17 protein-coding genes are annotated in these 19,107 nt (G+C 42.5%); 8 read left to right on the plus strand and 9 right to left on the minus strand.

Annotated features, from left to right (window positions below; translation table 11 throughout):
- Window positions 1-9: 9 nt before the first annotated feature.
- Window positions 10-1,527 (minus strand): 3-hydroxyacyl-CoA dehydrogenase, encoded by a 1,518-nt coding sequence (locus FTV14_RS06665; RefSeq protein ID WP_180053590.1) that lies wholly within the window; start codon window positions 1,525-1,527, stop codon window positions 10-12.
- A 3-nt stretch (window positions 1,528-1,530) separates the two neighbouring features.
- A complete protein-coding gene (locus FTV14_RS06670; RefSeq protein WP_180053591.1) occupies window positions 1,531-2,310 on the minus strand; it encodes an enoyl-CoA hydratase in 780 nt (259 codons plus the stop codon).
- Between the two features lie 307 nt (window positions 2,311-2,617).
- Here FTV14_RS06670 and FTV14_RS06675 point away from each other — a divergent pair, with 307 nt between their 5' ends.
- The 5 genes from FTV14_RS06675 (at window position 2,618) to FTV14_RS06695 (ending at window position 9,148) form a co-directional block, all read left to right on the plus strand.
- Window positions 2,618-3,772 carry an acyl-CoA dehydrogenase family protein gene (locus tag FTV14_RS06675; protein WP_166135179.1) on the plus strand — a complete coding sequence of 385 codons (1,155 nt, stop codon included), beginning with the start codon at window positions 2,618-2,620 and terminating at the stop codon, window positions 3,770-3,772.
- 57 nt (window positions 3,773-3,829) lie between these two features.
- Window positions 3,830-5,071, plus strand: coding sequence for an MFS transporter (locus FTV14_RS06680; RefSeq protein WP_125279311.1), 1,242 nt, complete (start codon window positions 3,830-3,832; stop codon window positions 5,069-5,071).
- A gap of 114 nt (window positions 5,072-5,185) precedes the next feature.
- Window positions 5,186-6,898, plus strand: coding sequence for an electron transfer flavoprotein-ubiquinone oxidoreductase (locus FTV14_RS06685; protein ID WP_180053592.1), 1,713 nt, complete (start codon window positions 5,186-5,188; stop codon window positions 6,896-6,898).
- Between the two features lie 389 nt (window positions 6,899-7,287).
- The gene (locus tag FTV14_RS06690) at window positions 7,288-8,076 is read left to right on the plus strand and encodes a PaaX family transcriptional regulator C-terminal domain-containing protein (RefSeq protein ID WP_005235191.1); all 789 of its coding nucleotides are present in this window, start codon (window positions 7,288-7,290) and stop codon (window positions 8,074-8,076) included.
- A 94-nt stretch (window positions 8,077-8,170) separates the two neighbouring features.
- The gene (locus FTV14_RS06695) at window positions 8,171-9,148 is read left to right on the plus strand and encodes a fatty acid desaturase family protein (RefSeq protein ID WP_180053593.1); all 978 of its coding nucleotides are present in this window, start codon (window positions 8,171-8,173) and stop codon (window positions 9,146-9,148) included.
- 55 nt (window positions 9,149-9,203) lie between these two features.
- Here FTV14_RS06695 and FTV14_RS06700 read toward each other — a convergent pair whose 3' ends face one another.
- Both FTV14_RS06700 and yfcF read right to left on the minus strand, forming a co-directional pair.
- Entirely contained in the window at window positions 9,204-10,154 is a 951-nt protein-coding gene (locus FTV14_RS06700; RefSeq protein ID WP_180053594.1) for a cation diffusion facilitator family transporter, read from the minus strand.
- A gap of 197 nt (window positions 10,155-10,351) precedes the next feature.
- Entirely contained in the window at window positions 10,352-10,999 is a 648-nt protein-coding gene (yfcF, locus tag FTV14_RS06705) for a glutathione transferase (RefSeq protein WP_180053595.1), read from the minus strand.
- Window positions 11,000-11,224: 225 nt separating this feature from the next.
- Between yfcF and FTV14_RS06710 the strand changes: the two genes are divergently transcribed.
- A complete protein-coding gene (locus FTV14_RS06710) occupies window positions 11,225-11,944 on the plus strand; it encodes a glutamine amidotransferase (protein ID WP_180053596.1) in 720 nt (239 codons plus the stop codon).
- 181 nt (window positions 11,945-12,125) lie between these two features.
- On the opposite strand, the gene FTV14_RS06715 is transcribed toward FTV14_RS06710, so the two are convergent.
- From FTV14_RS06715 to FTV14_RS06735, 5 genes are all read right to left on the minus strand, one after another.
- Window positions 12,126-12,719: a YceI family protein gene (locus FTV14_RS06715; protein WP_159123750.1), complete on the minus strand. Its 594-nt coding sequence runs from the start codon at window positions 12,717-12,719 to the stop codon at window positions 12,126-12,128.
- A gap of 127 nt (window positions 12,720-12,846) precedes the next feature.
- Window positions 12,847-13,302: a GNAT family N-acetyltransferase gene (locus FTV14_RS06720; RefSeq protein ID WP_180053597.1), complete on the minus strand. Its 456-nt coding sequence runs from the start codon at window positions 13,300-13,302 to the stop codon at window positions 12,847-12,849.
- Between the two features lie 183 nt (window positions 13,303-13,485).
- Complete coding sequence (locus FTV14_RS06725; RefSeq protein ID WP_004786275.1) at window positions 13,486-13,701, minus strand: hypothetical protein; 216 nt, start codon at window positions 13,699-13,701, stop codon at window positions 13,486-13,488.
- Between the two features lie 135 nt (window positions 13,702-13,836).
- A complete protein-coding gene (gene tkt / locus FTV14_RS06730) occupies window positions 13,837-15,825 on the minus strand; it encodes a transketolase (protein WP_180053598.1) in 1,989 nt (662 codons plus the stop codon).
- A 442-nt stretch (window positions 15,826-16,267) separates the two neighbouring features.
- Complete coding sequence (locus tag FTV14_RS06735; RefSeq protein WP_159123753.1) at window positions 16,268-16,651, minus strand: prepilin-type N-terminal cleavage/methylation domain-containing protein; 384 nt, start codon at window positions 16,649-16,651, stop codon at window positions 16,268-16,270.
- Window positions 16,652-17,123: 472 nt separating this feature from the next.
- On the opposite strand from FTV14_RS06735, the gene metK reads away from it, so the two are divergent.
- Complete coding sequence (metK, locus tag FTV14_RS06740) at window positions 17,124-18,290, plus strand: methionine adenosyltransferase (protein ID WP_004786281.1); 1,167 nt, start codon at window positions 17,124-17,126, stop codon at window positions 18,288-18,290.
- A gap of 334 nt (window positions 18,291-18,624) precedes the next feature.
- Window positions 18,625-18,969 carry a hypothetical protein gene (locus tag FTV14_RS06745; protein WP_004786283.1) on the plus strand — a complete coding sequence of 115 codons (345 nt, stop codon included), beginning with the start codon at window positions 18,625-18,627 and terminating at the stop codon, window positions 18,967-18,969.
- Window positions 18,970-19,107 lie beyond the last annotated feature (138 nt).

Consider the following 19,107-nt stretch of genomic DNA (forward strand, 5'->3'; position numbering starts at 1 on the left):
TTTGATTCCTTAAACTGCTGCAGTGTGAAGAAGAGATAGTTTTAAACGGGCGCGGCGTTGTAACCATGGACTTGGACGATAACGCTGGTCACCAGTATTCGCCAGGATACGTTCCAGGATCAACAGGATACGTTCTGCGCCCAAAACATCACCCCATGAAATTGGTCCATGTGGGTAGCCCAGACCAAGTTTTACTGCTTTATCGATATCGGCTGCAGTTGCGATTTGTTGTTGGGCAATATCACAAGCCAGATTCACGACCATTGCCAATACGCGCTGTGCGACAAAGCCAATACTTTCAGCAATTACCGATACGCCATGACCATTTTTAGCAAACAATGCATGTGCCTGGTCGATATAGGCTTTTTGAGTTGCAATCGAAGGCATGATGGTACGGTGCTTGGCAAAATCAGTCAGCATATCAATGCTGATTGCACGAGTCGCATCAACCTCAAAACGTAATGCAGCTGTTGTCGTGTCTTCACCATAAGTGGCCAATAGAATCAGACTGTCAGCTGCCGGAGTTTCAGCACTGTCGATGATCAAGCCTTGCTCACGGATATAGTCACGCAAGATGCTGGCATCCTGCTCAAGATCTGCTTTGATCCAGACTGGGCTGAATTCAGTTACTTCAGGCGCAATCTGAGCCGGAGCTTCATTGGTCTTTTGACCATCCTGATATTTATAGAAGCCTTCACCGACTTTACGACCGACTTTTTTACCAGCCAGCATTTGACGGGTTAAAGCGCTTGGACGATAACGATCTTCCTGATAATACTGGTTGAAAATCGATTCCATCACTGGATGAGAAACATCCAGTGCAGTCAGGTCAAACAATTCCAGTGGTCCCATACGGAAACCGGCACCTTCACGCAGAATACGGTCGATTTCTGAAACTGAGACAATCCCTTCGCCTAGGATTTTCAGTGCTTCCGTACCATAAGCACGGCCGGCATGGTTAACAATAAACCCAGGCGTGTCTTTGGTACGCACACCGAAGTGCCCCATACGTTGTGCCAGTTCGAGTAGATCTGCAACGACCTGTTCATCTGTTGCTAGGCCAGCAATCACTTCGACAATTTTCATCAAGGGCACTGGATTAAAGAAATGGAACCCAGCCATGCGACCTTGATGCTCAAGATTGGAAGCAATCGCAGTCACTGAAAGCGATGAGGTATTGGTGGCCAGAATGGTTTCTGGAGATACGATACTTTCCAGCTGTTTAAATAAACCTTGCTTGATGTCCAGATTTTCGATGATGGCTTCAACCACCAGATCAACACCAGCCACTTCTTCAATGCTATTCAGGATTTTGAAACGTGCCAGAGTTGCATTCAGAACTTCTTCAGTAAATTTACCTTTGGCTTGCAGCTTTTCAAGCGTAGCTTTAAGTTTAGCCAAACCTGCTTCTGCCGCACCTGCTTTGGCATCGAATAAGCGCACTTCCAGACCTGCCTGGGCTGCGATTTGCGCGATACCCATGCCCATTACACCAGTACCAATGAGCGCCATAGATTGAATGGTCATGTCTTATTCTCCAGTGTATTGTGCAGGACGTTTTTCAAAGAACGCATTCACGCCTTCTTTCTGATCTTTGGTATCAAATAAAATCTGGAAAGCTTTACGTTCCAATGCCAAAGCACCTTGTAAAGATTGATCTTGGCCAAGATTGGTCACTTCTTTAATTTGCTGCACTGCAATTGGAGAGAAAGACGCAATGGTTTGAGCAATTTCAATGGCATGCGTAATAGTGTTTTCATCTTCCACGACTTCAGAAACCAAGCCCATACGCTCAGCTTCAGCAGCTTTCACCAGTTTACCGGTCAACACCCAAAGCATGGTTTGATATTTACCAATCGCGCGCAGTAAACGTTGTGTCCCACCTGCACCTGGCATCAAGCCCAGCTTCACTTCTGGCTGGCCAAATTTGGCATTTTCACCGGCAATGATGATGTCCGCATGCATGGCCAGTTCACAGCCACCACCGAGTGCATAGCCATTCACGGCTGCAATAATCGGTTTTGCACAGTCAGTAATGCTCTGCCAATACTGTTCAGTATGGCGTAAATACATTTGGGCTGTAGTAGCAGTGGTGAAATCTTTAATGTCTGCACCCGCAGCAAAAACCTTTTCACCGCCGGTCAAAACAATGGCTTTTACAGCATCTAATTTTGAAAGGTATTGAAATGCTTCAGAGAGTTGCTGACGTAATTCCAGGTTCAAGGCATTACGTGCTTCCGGGCGATGGATTTGAACAATCGCGACGCCATCTTCCTGTATAGTCAATTTTAAAATTTCAGTGCTTTCCATAATCTTCTCATTTCGCACAGCGGTATTTAATTAACAATATACATAAATTTCGTTCAAAGTAAACTATTCAAATTTGAACAAAAAATATTTTATAACGCCTTAAAAATAGCATTAATCACATTAAATCAATTATTTAAATCTAATTTTAAATCAAAACATAAATATCGCACAGCGAAATATACTTTCGTATATATTGATCCTTGTTTTAATTTTAATTAGTATCCGCATAAATTTAGCTTAGTGATGAGTTTTTATTCACATTGGACAAGATGTGGACAGAACGAAATCCTAGATACGGAGTTAGGACATGATTCGTGATCAGGAAACCTTAGACCAGTTGGTAGATATGATTCGCCAATTTGTAGAAGGCGTATTAATCCCAAATGAAGAAATTGTTGCAGAAACGGATGAAATTCCTGCAGAAATCGTGCAACAAATGAAAGAGTTGGGCTTATTTGGTTTAACCATTCCTGAAGAATATGACGGTCTTGGCCTGACCATGGAAGAAGAAGTCTATATCGCTTTTGAACTGGGCCGCACTTCCCCTGCTTTCCGCTCATTGATCGGTACGAATAACGGTATCGGCGCGTCTGGCCTGATCATCGATGGTACTGAAGAGCAAAAACAGCACTTCCTGCCAAAACTGGCTAGCGGTGAAATCATTGGTTCTTTCTGTCTGACTGAACCGGATTCTGGTTCTGATGCAGCATCGCTTAAAACCACTGCTGTAAAAGATGGCGATGAGTACATTCTGAATGGTACCAAGCGTTTCATTACCAATGCCCCACATGCGGGTGTGTTCACGGTAATGGCTCGTACCAACCCAGAATTGAAAGGCGCTGCTGCCATTTCAGCGTTCATCGTTGATAGCAAATTACCAGGTATTTCACTGGGTAAACGTGACAAGAAAATGGGCCAAAAAGGCGCACATACCTGTGACGTGATCTTTGAAAACTGCCGTATCCCTGCATCAGCTTTGATTGGCGGTGTAGAAGGCGTTGGCTTTAAAACTGCGATGAAGGTTCTGGATAAAGGCCGTATCCACATTGCCGCACTAAGCGTGGGTGCTGCAACCCGTATGCTGGAAGATTCATTGCAATATGCCGTTGAACGTAAGCAGTTCGGTCAGGCGATTGCCAACTTCCAGCTGATCCAGGGCATGCTGGCAGATTCTAAAGCTGAAATTTATGCAGCGAAATGTATGGTGCTTGATGCAGCGCGTCGTCGTGATGCCGGCCAGAACGTAAGTACTGAAGCATCTTGCGCAAAAATGTTTGCAACAGAAATGTGTGGCCGTGTCGCTGACCGTGGTGTGCAAATCCATGGTGGCGCGGGCTACATCAGTGAATATGCAATTGAGCGCTTCTACCGCGATGTGCGTTTATTCCGTCTTTATGAAGGAACCACGCAGATCCAGCAAGTCATTATTGCTCGCAATATGATTCGCGAGGCGACTCAGTAACAAGTTTGGCCTGATCAACTCTCCTTGCGATCAGGCCTTTTTTATAGGTAATGGATGATGGCTATAACGAATACAATTTCAAAAATTGGCCCAAATACCTGGAAAATCGCATTTATCTTTGCATTCCTCGCCCTGCTGGTCGATGGTGCGGATTTAATGCTGCTTTCCTACAGCTTAAACAGTATTAAAGCTGAATTTGGTCTAACCTCTGTCGAAGCTGGGATGCTCGGAAGCTTTACCCTTGCAGGTATGGCAGTTGGAGGTATATTCGGAGGGTGGGCTTGTGATAAATTCGGTCGTGTACGTACCGTCGTTGTCTCAATCCTTTTATTTTCGGCATTGACTTGTGGTCTTGGTTTTACCCAAAGCTTTGCTCAATTTGGTGCATTACGTTTCTTCGCTTCTCTTGGCTTAGGTTCTTTGTATATTGCATCGAATACTTTAATGGCTGAGTACGTGCCAACTAAATATCGTACAACTGTTTTAGGAACATTACAGGCTGGCTGGACAGTTGGCTATATCGTTGCGACTTTGCTTGCGGGCTGGTTAATTCCAGATCACGGCTGGCGCATGCTGTTCTATGTAGCTGCGATTCCAATTGCCTTGGCTATTTTGATGCACATTCTGGTACCAGAACCAGCGGCATGGCAAGAAAACCGCTTCAAGAAAGTTGAAGTGACTGACAAACCTGCTGAGTCGACCTGGAAGCTGATTTTCCAAGATAAGAAAAACCGTAACATGTTTATCTTATGGGCTTTGACTGCCGGTTTCCTTCAGTTTGGTTACTATGGCGTTAACAACTGGATGCCGACATACCTTGAAAGTGAACTCGGTATGAAGTTCAAGGAAATGACTGCCTACATGGTGGGTACGTATACTGCGATGATTCTAGGTAAAATCCTTGCAGGCTTAATGGCAGATAAATTCGGACGTCGTTTTACTTATGCCTTCGGTGCAATTGGTACTGCGATCTTCCTACCACTGATCGTATTCTATAATTCACCAGACAACATTCTATACTTATTGGTGATCTTCGGTTTCCTATATGGTATTCCATATGGTGTGAATGCGACTTATATGACTGAAAGCTTCCCAACCAACGTACGCGGCACAGCAATTGGTGGTGCATATAATGTCGGTCGTTTAGGTGCAGCGATTGCGCCAGCTACGATTGGTTATCTGGCAACAGGCGGTTCGATCGGTCTTGGCTTCTTAGTAATGGGTGCTGCATACTTTATCTGTGGTCTGCTTCCTGCCCTGTTCATCAAAGAAAAACTCTACGATCCTCAGAAATCTTAATCCGTTTTAGAAAAAGCCTCCTAGGAGGCTTTTTTCATAATCAATTCCCAACTTTCTATTTAAAAACTTTTTCACTGTGGTAAAATACCGCTAAGCGAAACAGGATTTCTTATTATGGAAGATATTTCTAGAGAATCGATGGAGTTTGACGTTGTGATCGTAGGTGCGGGCCCTGCCGGCCTGTCTGCTGCAATCAAGATCCGTCAACTTGCAATTGAAAACAATTTAAATGGTCTGTCCGTTTGTGTCGTAGAAAAAGGCTCCGAAGTCGGTGCACATATTCTTTCGGGTGCTGTGCTTGAACCACGTGCCATGAACGAACTATTCCCGAACTGGAAAGAAGAAGGTGCACCTTTAAATGTGCCAGTGACAGAAGACAAAACTTTCTTCCTTCTTTCAGATGAAAAATCACAAGAAGCCCCGCACTGGATGGTGCCGAAAACTATGCATAACGATGGTAACTACGTGATCTCACTGGGTAACGTGGTGCGCTGGTTAGGCCAGAAAGCCGAAGAGCTGGAAGTATCGATCTTCCCGGGCTTTGCTGCTTCAGAAATTCTGTATCATGAAGATGGTACGGTGAAAGGTATTCAAACCGGTGATATGGGGATTGGCAAAGATGGCGAACCGACGCATAACTTTGCACCAGGTTATGAGTTGCATGCCAAATACACCATTTTTGCTGAAGGCTGTCGCGGTCATTTAGGTAAACGCCTGATCCAAAAATTCAATCTGGATAAAGATGCTGATCCGCAGCACTACGGGATCGGCATTAAAGAACTCTGGGAAATTGATCCTGCCAAGCATAAACCAGGTCTGGTAATGCATGGTGCAGGCTGGCCTTTATCTGAAACCGGTTCTTCAGGTGGCTGGTGGTTATACCATGCTGAAAATAACCAGGTGACTCTGGGCATGATCGTGGATCTTTCTTATGAAAATCCGCACATGTATCCATTCATGGAAATGCAGCGCTGGAAAACCCATCCACTGATCAAACAGTATCTGGAAGGCGGTAAACGTATTTCTTATGGTGCGCGTGCCGTAACCAAAGGTGGTTTTAACTCTCTGCCGAAATTCACCTTCCCGGGTGGATCTTTAATCGGTGATGATGCCGGCTTCCTGAACTTTGCCAAGATCAAAGGCTCACACACTGCCATGAAGTCCGGCATGCTCTGCGGTGAAGCGGTATTTGAAGCGATTGCTGCCGGTGTAAAAAAAGGCGGTGATCTGGCGATTGCGCGTGTGACTGAGGGTGAAGACTTCTTTGTAAAAGAACTCACATCTTATACAGACAAGTTCAACAACAGCTGGTTGAAAGAAGAGCTGTATAGCGCGCGTAATTTTGGCCCTGCGATGCACAAGTTCGGTCAATGGATGGGTGGTGCATTCAACTTCATCGACCAGAACGTGTTTAAAGTGCCGTTCACGCTCCATGATTTAGTGCCAGACTTTAAAACTCTGAAAACAGTTGATGCAGTGAACTTCAAGCCGAACTATCCAAAACCGGATGGTAAGCTGACGTTTGACCGTCTGTCTTCTGTGTTTGTATCGAACACGGTGCATGAAGAAAACCAGCCGGCACATTTAAAACTGACCGATGCTTCGATTCCAGTAGATGTCAACTTGCCGAAATGGGATGAGCCTGCACAGCGCTACTGCCCGGCAGGTGTTTACGAAATCATGGAAAATGATGACGGTTCGAAACGCTTCCAGATCAACGCCGCGAACTGTGTACACTGCAAGACCTGTGACATCAAAGATCCATCTCAGAATATCACCTGGGTAACACCGGAAGGTGGCGGTGGTCCGAATTACCCGAATATGTAGGGTAATTTGTGTGAGTAAGAAATCTTTTTCTTGTTCATATACCCAATTTTGAAGCAGTTATAACTAACACTTCACTTTAATTTTTTAGGTAATCCCAGTTCCCTAGGGAGCTGGGATTAAAAATAATCAAGAATAAAAAAATAAAAACAGATTCACGTCTTTTTCGCTGACTTGCTGCTTAGACCAGCTTATTGACTGTGAAATACTGTGCCTCAGTAGAAAACCAACACCTTATCTAGTCATTTTTATCCATATACGTTGTCTTTAATTAAAATTAATTGCCTGAATATACAAACACTTTAGTCGTATTCCTCTTTGGTTCTTCCTATTCAAAATGCTATTGTACAAAAAGTTTCCAATTTCTCATTTTCTAATCACGATCTAGTTTCATGACTTATAAACTGAATGCCCGACATCTGGTGCTAGACCTGCTCTATGCCTCACATAACTCTACTGTTAGCATCAAACAGATGTTATGTGCAGCAGATTTATTAGGAATCTCTGACAACAGCTTGCGGGTTGCAGTCGCACGACTCAATCAGGATCAGATCATTCAGTCAGTAGAACGCGGCATTTATCAGTTAATTGAAAAAAAATTTGATACTTCTTTTATCAGCCTGAACAAACATCCCAATATGCAGACCGCTACGGCTTGGGATGGTAAGTACATTCTGGTTTATACCGGTGCTTTGGGGCGAGTAGATCGTACGGCCTTATCTAAACGGGAAAAAGCCCTGCGTTATTATGGATTTCAGGAACTGGAACAGAACGTGTTTATCCGCCCGGACAATTTGCAACTTGGTTTGAACGAGCTTAAATCAGCAGCCGTCAAGTTTGGTCTGGATCAAGGCGCACGATTTTTTCAGGTTAGCGAGATCGATCAGCACACCCATGTATCTGCACTTTGGGATATTCATGGCCTGCATCAAACTTATTTGAATATCAGTCAGGAAATTGAACAATGGTTTGAAAACCATCAACAGTTATCCTTGGCTGAATCAGCTAAAACTGCCTTTTATCTGGCAAAATCTGCTGTATTTAGTCTGCGTGCAGATCCGCTATTGCCTGAAGAATGGCTAGACGCTCCAGCCCGACAAAAATTTGAACTGGCTGTACGGCGTATGGAAGAACAAGGCCAGCAGTTATGGCAGCAATATTTTCAGCAGCAAGGCGTATAATTTATTTCCTATACACTCACAAAAATAAATTGACTGTAATATTTTAATTCAAATATAGTGACAAGAAATACAAGAACTAGATCAAGGCAGAATAATGAACAGTAAAGTGAGTGTCACAGAGCTATTTAGCCGTGAAGAAATCAGGGAGCTGACCACCCCATCCGACTTACAGGGGGCTCTGGCAGTGGGCTCAACTTGGGCTGTGATTGTTTTGACCTTTGGCACAATTGCTTATAGCTGGGAATATTTACCAGTCTGGGGAAAAATATTGATGTGTGCCTTGGCATTAGCCATTCTGGCGGGTCGCCAACTCGCTATGGCCATTTTGATGCACGACGCCTCACACCATAGTTTGTTTAAAACCAAGTGGCTAAACACACACTTCACTGACTGGCTATGCGCCCGTCCGATCTGGAATGAGGTCGGCAAATATCGACCATATCATTTGAAACATCATGCCCGCACCTCTCAACCTGATGATCCAGATTTAGGTCTGGTCAAAAACTTTCCAATTACTAAACAATCATTATTCAGAAAATTCTTTAGAGATCTAAATGGTCAATCTGGCCTGAAATTTCTGGCTGGCCGAGTCTTGATGGATTTAGAACTTCTGGAATGGAGTGTTTCCAATGATCCGAAACCAATTCCTCGGGGTAATCGCAGTAACTTGGAACTGGCAAAGAATCTGTTAAAAAATAGCTCGGGCATGCTGATTTCTAATGCTGCCCTATTTTCTGCACTTTGGGCCAGCGGTCATCCGAAACTTTATTTATTGTGGCCGTTAGCTTATATCACTCCTTTCCCACTCTTTATTCGTATCCGGGCAATGGCTGAACATGCAGGCCTGGAAACCAGCCATTCTGCACTGACTAATACCCGTACCACCCGTGCAGGCTGGCTAGCGCGTGCTTTCGTTGCACCGATTCATGTAAATTATCATATAGAACATCATTTAATGGCCTCTGTTCCGCATCAAAATCTGCCCAAAATGCATCAGATGTTGCGAGAGCGCAATTACGTGAAAGCGCCACCGAGTTATAAAAATGTAATTGTTTCATTATTAAAAGGTTGAAATAAAAGATCGAAGTTTAAAAATACATTAAGTGTGATGGCAAAATTTCTCAAACTTAATGTTGATGGCTTTCTTTATGCCTATGATGCTCATGCAAATGGGCTGATTGCCGATGCTGTTCTGGGGGACAATCTTCTGCTTCAATTTGCAATGTCATCTCGGTGATGTGATGTTCATGATGCAACATCTCAAACGCCTCCTGATGCAACTTTTTATAGTCAACTTCTGGCGCAACCAGATGAACGGTCAGTATGACTTTCTTGGAAGTAATCGCCCAGACTTTTAGCTGATGAATATCTTCAACACCGTCTAGCGCCAGTAGGTCATGGCGCAGTTTTTCAATATCGATTTCATCGGGAACCCCTTCCAGCAGAATATTGATGCTCTGTTTCAATAAAATCCATGTCCGTGGAATGACCCAGAATCCGATCATGACTGCAATCACGGTATCGATCCACATCCAGCCGCTGAAATAGATGATGATTGCGCCAATAATGACACCCACCGAACCCAGTGCATCACTCAGTACTTCCAGATAAGCCCCTTTAATATTCAAGCTTTCCTGACTGCTAGAAACCAGAATTTTCATGGAGATCAGGTTAATGACCAGTCCAAGTATGGCGACAATCAACATGCCCAGACTTTCAATTTCAGGGGGATGGCTCAGGCGCTGGTAAGCTTCGAACAAAATATACATCGCCACCAGAAATAGCATAATCGCATTAAACAAAGCTGCCAGAATTTCAAATCGCTGGTAGCCAAAGGTACGTTTATCATCTGCGGGTTTTTGCCCGATCTTAATCGCAGCCAGTGCAATCGCCAATGCAGCGGCATCGGTAAACATATGTGCTGCATCAGAAAGCAAGGCCAGACTCTGAGTCATAAAACCGGCAATAACTTCTACAATTAAAAAGGCTGTCGTCAGGGCTAAGGCGATGGACAGTTTTTTGGCATTCTTGGCACTAACTTCTACATGACTATGATCATGATGATGTGATCCACCCACCTTATACTCCTTTTCATTTGAATTTGATTCTAAGTTTTAGCAACTTCTTATTACCTATACTTTCTATACTACGCTTGCTCTGCTGATATTTAAGCAATTTTTTGTATAACTTGGCTCTCTTTTAAAATATCCATGTCTATTCATTAAGCAAACTTAGTACTTAAATTATTAAATTAACCTCTCTACCGGACATAGAATCAAAACTCAGCATGAGTCCTCAATTTTTCATTTTCCAAAATCCAGGACTGCACTGAAGATCGCTGAAAATTACGCTGGATATAAGCCTGAATTTTTTCGGGAAGCTCAACATCATGACTAAGCAGACGATGCAGCATAAAGGCTAGATCAAAGTCTGCAATTGACCATTGTTCAGTGAGCCACAACTCTTCAACTAAAATTTCTGTGATTGCCAGTAAGCGCTGAATATCCTGCATGGTTTCAGCCGATGCGATTAAAGGCCTTTTAGGTGGAACAAAGATCGAAGTTGAAAGCATATCCTGCCGGATAGAGGAAAAATCAGTTTTAATCAAAGCCTGAACGGCGCGACATTTTGCTCTGGCTTTCATCTCTGCAGGATATAAAGCAGGATAATCCGGTGCCGGAAAAGCATCTTCCAGGTATTCAGTAATCGCCCACGATTCAAATAAATGAAAATCATCAATGATCAGACAAGGAACTTTGCCACTCGAACAAATTTTACGATAAGCTGAAGATTGCTGTTCCAGCAGATCCAGATCAATCATTTTTTCCTGAAAGTTGAGTCCTTTCTCTTTTAGAGCCACATAAACCGACATGGCATAAGGACTGATACGTTTTTTATCGACATATAAGCAGATATTGTGCATTTCTTATCCTGCCTCTTATGATTATCCACTGCTTTCTACTCTAACGCCATTCTTATAGAAAAGGACAATATCGCTGCATATTGATACAAAGCGGAGTCATAGGCTTACAGAGAGTTGCCGATTCGGATGAATCACCTACATAACGCTAAATCAGCGGATTAAAAAGACTTCTATTTTTTTGCAGAATAACGTTAAATAAATATTTTCCATTTAGACCTGACTGCTATGCTGAACCTTGACCACTTCCCTGATACCGTATATGCCATTCAACATCTGGCTTTTGAAGACCTAGGTGCCTGGGAAGATGTGTTTTATCAGCTGGGATTACGTGTTCGCTATTTTGAAGCCGGTATTGATGACCTGCGTAAAGCGTATGAATATAAAGGTCTGACAATTATTTTAGGGGGTCCAATTGGTGTTTATGAAACGGAGGACTACCCGTTCTTACAACAAGAAATAGACTTACTTAAAGTGCGTTTAGAAAAGAATTTACCCACTTTAGGTATTTGTCTGGGTGCTCAACTCATTGCTCATGCACTCGGTGCTAAAGTCTATGCAGGACATAGCAAAGAAATTGGCTGGTCTAAACTTAGTCTTCTAGCCGCTGAGAATAACCCGCTGCAACATCTGAAAAATATTGAAGTGCTACATTGGCATGGCGATACTTTTGATCTGCCTGAACAGGCTGAATTATTAGCCAGTTCCAATCTCTACCCAAATCAGGCTTTTCGCTTAGGATCAAATATTCTGGCTCTGCAATTTCATCCTGAAGTCGCTGGCGATAGCCTGGAAAAGTGGCTAGTTGGTCATACCTCTGAATTACGCCAAACCAAAATTAATATCCCCGCTCTTCGGGCAGCCAATCTTCAATTTGCGCCTGCACTGGAAAGCACTTCTAAATCTGTCCTAGAGCAATATCTGACTCAGTTAAAAATAGTATCTTGAGCAAAGGTACTGGATAAATATTTATGATTGAAAGTTTGTCAAAATAGATTAATGGAATCATAGCTAAGATTTTTTAGTTTCAGATAAATGCCAATTCTGATTCATAACTCATCTATTGGCCCAAGAAAAAAGCACCTTTATAAAGGTGCTTTTTTCTTTTTATGCAGAATGGAAATAAATCTTATTTCTTTGCAGGTTCTGCCGGAATGGTCGCTTCAGTGGTGATCTGAACAGTAATCTTGTCACTCACATGCGGAACATTCGCGCCTAAGCCGAATGCAGAACGGTCAAATGATGTTGTGGCATTAAAACCAATTGCCGGAACTTTTGCCATCGGATGTTCACCCTGTTTATTTAACACCGCATCCAATACCACTGGCTTGGTCACGCCTTTAACGGTTAAATTACCGGTAATCTTGAAGTTCTTTTTGTCCTTGGTTTCTACCTTAGTACTTTTGAACGTAATATTTGGATATTTGGCTGCATCAAAGAAATCTTCTTTCTTTAAATGGTCATCCAGTGCAGTTACGTTGGTATTAATACTAGAAACTGGAATGGTCACATCTACAGAAGATTTTGCTGGCTGTTCATTGTCGACCACAATTTTACCCTGAATATCAGAGAAATTGCCTGATGGCGTAGAAAACCCAAAATGGTTCCAGCTAAATACCGTCGCAGTATGACTCGGATCAATTGTATAAGTCACCGGTTTTGCAAAGCTGAAAGTTGCAATAGATGCGGCTACCAAGCCTAAAGTTAATGTTTTCAAATTCATGTTGTTATCTCTCGTCTGAATTAACTTCAGTTTATAGAATCTTGAACCGTTTACATCCCTAAAGATAAAACGTTTTGTTGCAACTATGAAACGATAAAATTGTAAATTCTCGTGTAAATCTAAGCATTTAAGACATGCGATACTGGACAAATCCGGTTTTTTTGGCCACTTTATCATAGAGCAATCTGGCTTTATGGTTTGATTCCTGGGTCAGCCAATACACCCGATCACAATTACGCTGCTTTGCTACGTCATAGACATGCTGAATCAGTGCACGTGCTACGCCCTGCCCGCGATAATCCGGATGAACAAATAAATCCTGCAAATAGGCATAAGGACGCATGGTCCAGCTACTGTCATGCTCAACCACATGAACTAGTCCGACCACTTTTTCATCAATCAGTGCAGCAAAACCGTACATATTGTCCTGTCCAGCACTAGTGAGCTTGGCCCAGGTATTTTCACTGATTTCTTCTGAAATTTGTGCCTCATAAAAGGTTTGATAGCCTTTCCATAAAAACAGCCATTCCGGCTGTGATATTTGCTCTAGAGATTTGATCTGGATCTGGGATGATATTTCCATATTGAGTAACTTCTTTGGTTTATGTCTTTAATTATCTTTAAGTCAATTATTTACGATACGAGTCATTAAGTTTTTATGATGGCACGAACTTAGATTTATCTTATCTAATGTTCATAAGCAACTGCCAGATGAAAATCATCCGACATAAAAAAAGCCCCATTCAGGGACTTTTAGTATTTTCTGTTAAAGTTTTTCAACCAGAATACGATCCACCTGTTTCAAACCAGAATGCTTTTCATGGTTCTTACGACGTACTTTAATGATTTTTTCTTCAGCCATTTCCTGAAGTAATAGCTCAACCGCAACCATTGCTTCAAGGGGTAGATCCTGCCCGATCCATTTCTGCTCGCCTGCATCCATTAAAGTAATTTCATCACTAATTTGTTCATACAAGCTCATGTTTATCTCACTCTTTCATTTCAATTATGGGAGAACACTTTTTAGCGGTTGCCACATGAAAACAAGGCTAGAAAGCGGAAAAACAAAAGACGCCCCAAAACTGGGGCGCCCTTAAAAAACGACTTAATCAGTTGATTAAGCAGTAATCTCTTTTACAGCTGCTACAACAGCTTCAGTTGTAATGCCGAAGTGTTTAAACAGGTCTTTAGCAGGTGCAGATTCGCCATAAGTGGTCATACCGATCACACGGCCATCCAGACCTACAAATTTCCACCAGTAATCCACATGCGCAGCTTCAACCGCTACACGCGCACGAATATTTGAAGGAAGAACCGCTTCACGATACGCAGCATCCTGTTTCACGAACTCTTCAGCACATGGCATAGAAACGACACGTACACCTTCGAGCTGTGCATAAGCTTCCATTGCAAGAGAAACTTCAGAACCAGTGGCAATGATGATCGCCTTCAATTCGCCTTTTTCTTCAGCCAGAACATAACCACCTTTCTCTACATTCTCAATTTGTGCTTGAGTACGCGTTTGGAATGGCAGGTTTTGGCGAGAGAAGATTAACGCTGTTGGACCTTCTGAACGCATCAAAGCAGATTTCCAGGAAATCGCTGCTTCAACAGTGTCGCATGGACGCCATGTATTCAGGTTTGGTGTACCACGTAAAGATGCGATTTGTTCGATTGGCTGGTGTGTAGGACCATCTTCACCCAGACCGATTGAATCGTGAGTGTAGACATGAATCACACGTTGTTTCATCAGCGCAGACATACGTACTGCATTACGTGCATATTCCATAAACATCAGGAATGTTGCTACATAAGGAATGAAACCGCCATGCAATGCTACACCATTGGCAATCGCAGTCATACCAAATTCACGTACGCCGTAATGAACATAGTTACCTGCTGGATTGTCCTGTACGCCTTGTGCACCTTTCCAAAGTGTCAGGTTAGAACCTGCAAGGTCAGCAGAACCACCTAGTACTTCTGGTAATGAAGGTACAAGTGCTTGTAACGTATTTTGGCTCGCTTTACGTGTTGCAATGGTTTCTTCTTTCGCATTTACTTCAGCGATGTAAGCATCTGCTTTTGCAACGAAGTCAGCTGGAAGATCACCAGAAAGACGACGTTTTAATTCAGCTGCTTCTGTTGGATATTTTGCTGCATAAGCGGCAAAAGTTTCGTTCCATGCTGCTTCAGCTTGTGAACCTTTTTCTTTGGCATCCCAAGCTGCGTATACATCCTCAGGAATGACAAACGCTTCGTCTGACCAGCCTAAAGCTTCACGAGTCAATACGATTTCGTCATTACCCAAAGGTGCACCGTGACAGTCTTCTTTACCCTGTTTGTTTGGTGAACCTAAACCAATCACTGTTTTACACATGATGATGGTTGGTTTGTTCGCTTCAGCTTTTGCTTCAACAGTGGCTTGACGGATTGCATCAGCATCATGACCGTCAACTTTGATCACTTGCCAGCCATAAGACTTGAAGCGTTGTTCTGTATCGTCAGAGAACCAGCCTTCAACTTCACCGTCAATCGAAATGCCGTTGTCGTCATAGTAAGCAATCAGCTTGCCTAGACCTAAAGTACCTGCCAAAGAACATGCTTCGTGAGAAACACCTTCCATCAAGCAGCCATCGCCCAGGAAGCAGTAAGTGTAGTGATCAACAACTTTAATATCGTCTTTGTTGAATTGCGCTGCTAAAGTTTTTTCAGCCAGTGCGAAACCAACAGCATTTGCGATACCTTGGCCTAATGGGCCAGTGGTTGTTTCAATACCCGGTGCATAGCCCAATTCTGGGTGACCTGGAGTTTTAGAATGAAGTTGACGGAATGCTTTAAGATCTTCAATTGAAAGACCATAGCCCGTTAAATGAAGAAGTGCGTATTGAAGCATAGAGCCATGGCCATTCGACAATACGAAACGGTCACGGTTAGCCCAATTCGGATTTGTTGGGTTATGGTTTAAGAATTCGCGCCAAACCACATCAGCGATATCTGCCATCCCCATTGGAGCACCTGGATGTCCTGAGTTTGCTTTTTGCACAGCATCCATTGCCAATACACGAATTGCGTTTGCAATACGACGTTCATTAAGCGGGGTTGTCATAAATCAGCGTCCAAATAAATTCAGAAGAAATAGGAAATGATGAAAAGACTTTCAAAACTGCCGTCTATTGTCTTAAAAAAACAGCGAGGGGTAAAGACTAGCCTACAATATTTATCAATTTATTGATCTTGTATTTACCTATCGGATAAATATTCTGCACTTTTAAGGTGCATTGATTGACTAGAGTCTAAGTTAAATTCTAATAAGATGATAAATCTGGGATTATTCTTAACTATTTTTTATAAATTAAACTTTTACAATATGTTGAATTCCTCTTCAGGATACCTCCAGCTAGGAGTCAAAACAGAAGATCCAGACTTAAATAAGTGATCTTTTTCCAGTCCATAAAAATGCATATGTGAATATCTAATGTCTGCCCAAGATCATCAGACATGAAAAGATAAAGGTTGAAGTTCAATCAGGCTAGTCGATACCACGAAAATCATTGTCCTCGACACTCTTTAGGTAAATAACGCTGACTGATATCGCTCGAAGAACAACTGCCGCCATAGACATCAAAGGCGATGGATTTGCCACGGATTGCCGTATCTATCCCATCCTGCCGTAGCTTAAATTCAATCCGGCAAGCTGCATTGATCACGACTTTTTCAATATATTGGGTTCCGCTGCCAATTTGACGGCCTGCATCACAGTGACCATCAGAGGCAATAAATTGAGTTCGATAGCTACCTGCCTGCTCAAAAACCTCTGCTAGTTGGCTTCGCACGACATAACTGTGATAACTCATGCCTGCTACTGTCGCCAGAATGGCAATAATTGTGAGTACAATCATGACTTCAATCAAGGTAAACGCCTTTTGATACATGCTTTTCCATCTCCGTACAGTCTTTTAAACAAGTCCATACCAAAAGATTTCGCCACTTCCTGACAGGCGGTTTCTGAAGGCTTGAAGCTACTATGCAGAGTCGTACTATTTGCAGCAAGGCTGTCTGTCGTATGATCAATACACCCGCCTTAAGTTATTAATAGAATGATCACTTTCCTTGATATTTTAAACACTCTAATTTTTATATTTTTCTTAGTATTTAGTTCTGCAAATTTGTTTGGAAATATCACTGCTTAATTAGCGTCTCTTATCAATTCACAGACTATTTATTAAGTTTATTAAATGAATCTAGCCTGCTGTTTAATTAGGCATATCAGTTTTTTTAATTCCAATAATCAAATAAAAGCACAATAATTTGAAACAATTTCGTGCAATTTTGTCGAGTTGCGCTAGTCCTAGAGCACAAGTCGATGTAACATATCGGGTCTTTAAATTTAACTGTGATAGGACTATGCGCGAGTACGCTGTATTTACTTCGGAATCTGTAAGCGAAGGCCATCCAGATAAAATGGCTGACCAAATCAGTGATGCTATCTTGGATGCAATCTTAAAAGAAGACCCATACGCACGGGTTGCTTGTGAAACGCTTGTAAAAACAGGTGCGGTTGTACTTGCCGGTGAAATCACAACAACTGCGAACATCGATTTTGAAGCGGTTGTCCGCCATACCGTTAACAGTATTGGTTATCATCATTCTGACCTTGGCTTTGATGGTTCGACTTGTGCGATCATCAACATGATCGGTAAGCAGTCTCCTGAAATTGCTCAGGGTGTAGACCGTCAGAAACCTGAAGATCAAGGTGCTGGCGACCAGGGCTTGATGTTTGGTTATGCCAGCCGTGAAACTGATGTACTCATGCCTGCGCCAATTTCTTATGCGCACCGCTTAATGGAAAAACAGGCTGAATTACGCCGTAACGGTACATTGCCTTGGTTACGTCCAGACGCAAAAAGCCAGGTGACTTTCGCTTATGAAAATGGCGTGCCTGTTCGTCTAGATGCTGTTGTGCTTTCAACTCAACACGATCCTGAAATTTCACAAGCTCATTTAAAAGAAGCTGTGATTGAAGAAATCGTGAAAAAAATCATTCCTGCCGACATGTTCCATGCAGACACCAAATTCCACATCAATCCGACCGGGATGTTTGTGATCGGTGGTCCTGTAGGTGACTGTGGTCTGACTGGCCGTAAAATCATTGTAGATACTTACGGCGGTATGGCCCGTCACGGTGGTGGTGCATTCTCTGGTAAAGATCCATCAAAAGTTGACCGTTCTGCTGCTTATGCAGGCCGTTATGTTGCGAAAAACATTGTCGCTGCGGGTCTTGCTGATAAATGTGAAATTCAGGTGTCTTATGCAATTGGTGTTGCCGAGCCAACTTCAATTTCAATCAATACCTTCAATACAGGCAAAGTGTCTGATGAATTGATCGTACAATTGGTACGTGAGCACTTTGACCTGCGTCCATACGGTATTACCCGTATGTTGAACCTGATCCAGCCCATGTATAAACAGACTGCGGCTTATGGTCACTTTGGTCGTGAAGGTTCAGATACTGCATTTACTTGGGAAAAAACTGACAAAGTCGAAGCACTTAAAGCGTCTGCTGGTCTATAAGTTTTCAAGTTTTAAAAGCTCGCTTTATGCGGGCTTTTTATGGCTTCTACTTTTAGCCTGACAAAAATTGAGCTGGAAATAGTTGTGTTTTGTTACATCTAAAACTCATATTAAAACGGATAAACTTATTCTTTATAAGCAGTGAGAAGCAATCCATATAAGGGTTGTAAGAAAATACATTCAAATAATCAGACGATTTATATTTGGCAAAAATTGTATAAGCCTTTATAAAAATTACATTTAGTGAACAAATTCTGATCTAATTATTAGCATAAATTCAAATAAATACTCGCTAGACTGTTTTCGACCTTACAACTACAAAGGATATGACACGATGAATAAATTACTTGTTGCTTTGGGTTTAGCTGCAACCGTTGCTTTAGTGGGTTGTAATAAGAAAGAAAATCCTGAAACAGGTGCGACAACTGGCGAACATTTAGAAAATGCTGCTACTCAAGCCGGCCATGATATGGAAGATGCCACTCATGAGGCGTCTCAGGAAACTGACCAAGCCATGGATAATGCGGCTGCAAATGCTTCCCGCGCTGCTGATGAAGCTGCAGCTGCGACTTCTCGAGCAGCCGATGCCACTGCTGAAGCCGCTAAAAACGCGACTGCTGCAACTGCGGGTGCTATTGAAGAAGGTGCAGGCAAAGTACGTGAGAAAGCTGAAAATTAATTTTTAAAGCTTTCGATCTTTAAAAGCCTGCTTTGCAGGCTTTTAAACTTTTTATACGTTTTACTATTAGGCAAATGATTCTTGTGGTTAAACTGATATCTTTTGAAATAATCATGACCTTATATCATTTAAAGTCAT

Origin of the sequence: Acinetobacter sp. YH12236, assembly GCF_013417645.1 — a bacterium.
Taxonomy (GTDB): domain Bacteria; phylum Pseudomonadota; class Gammaproteobacteria; order Pseudomonadales; family Moraxellaceae; genus Acinetobacter.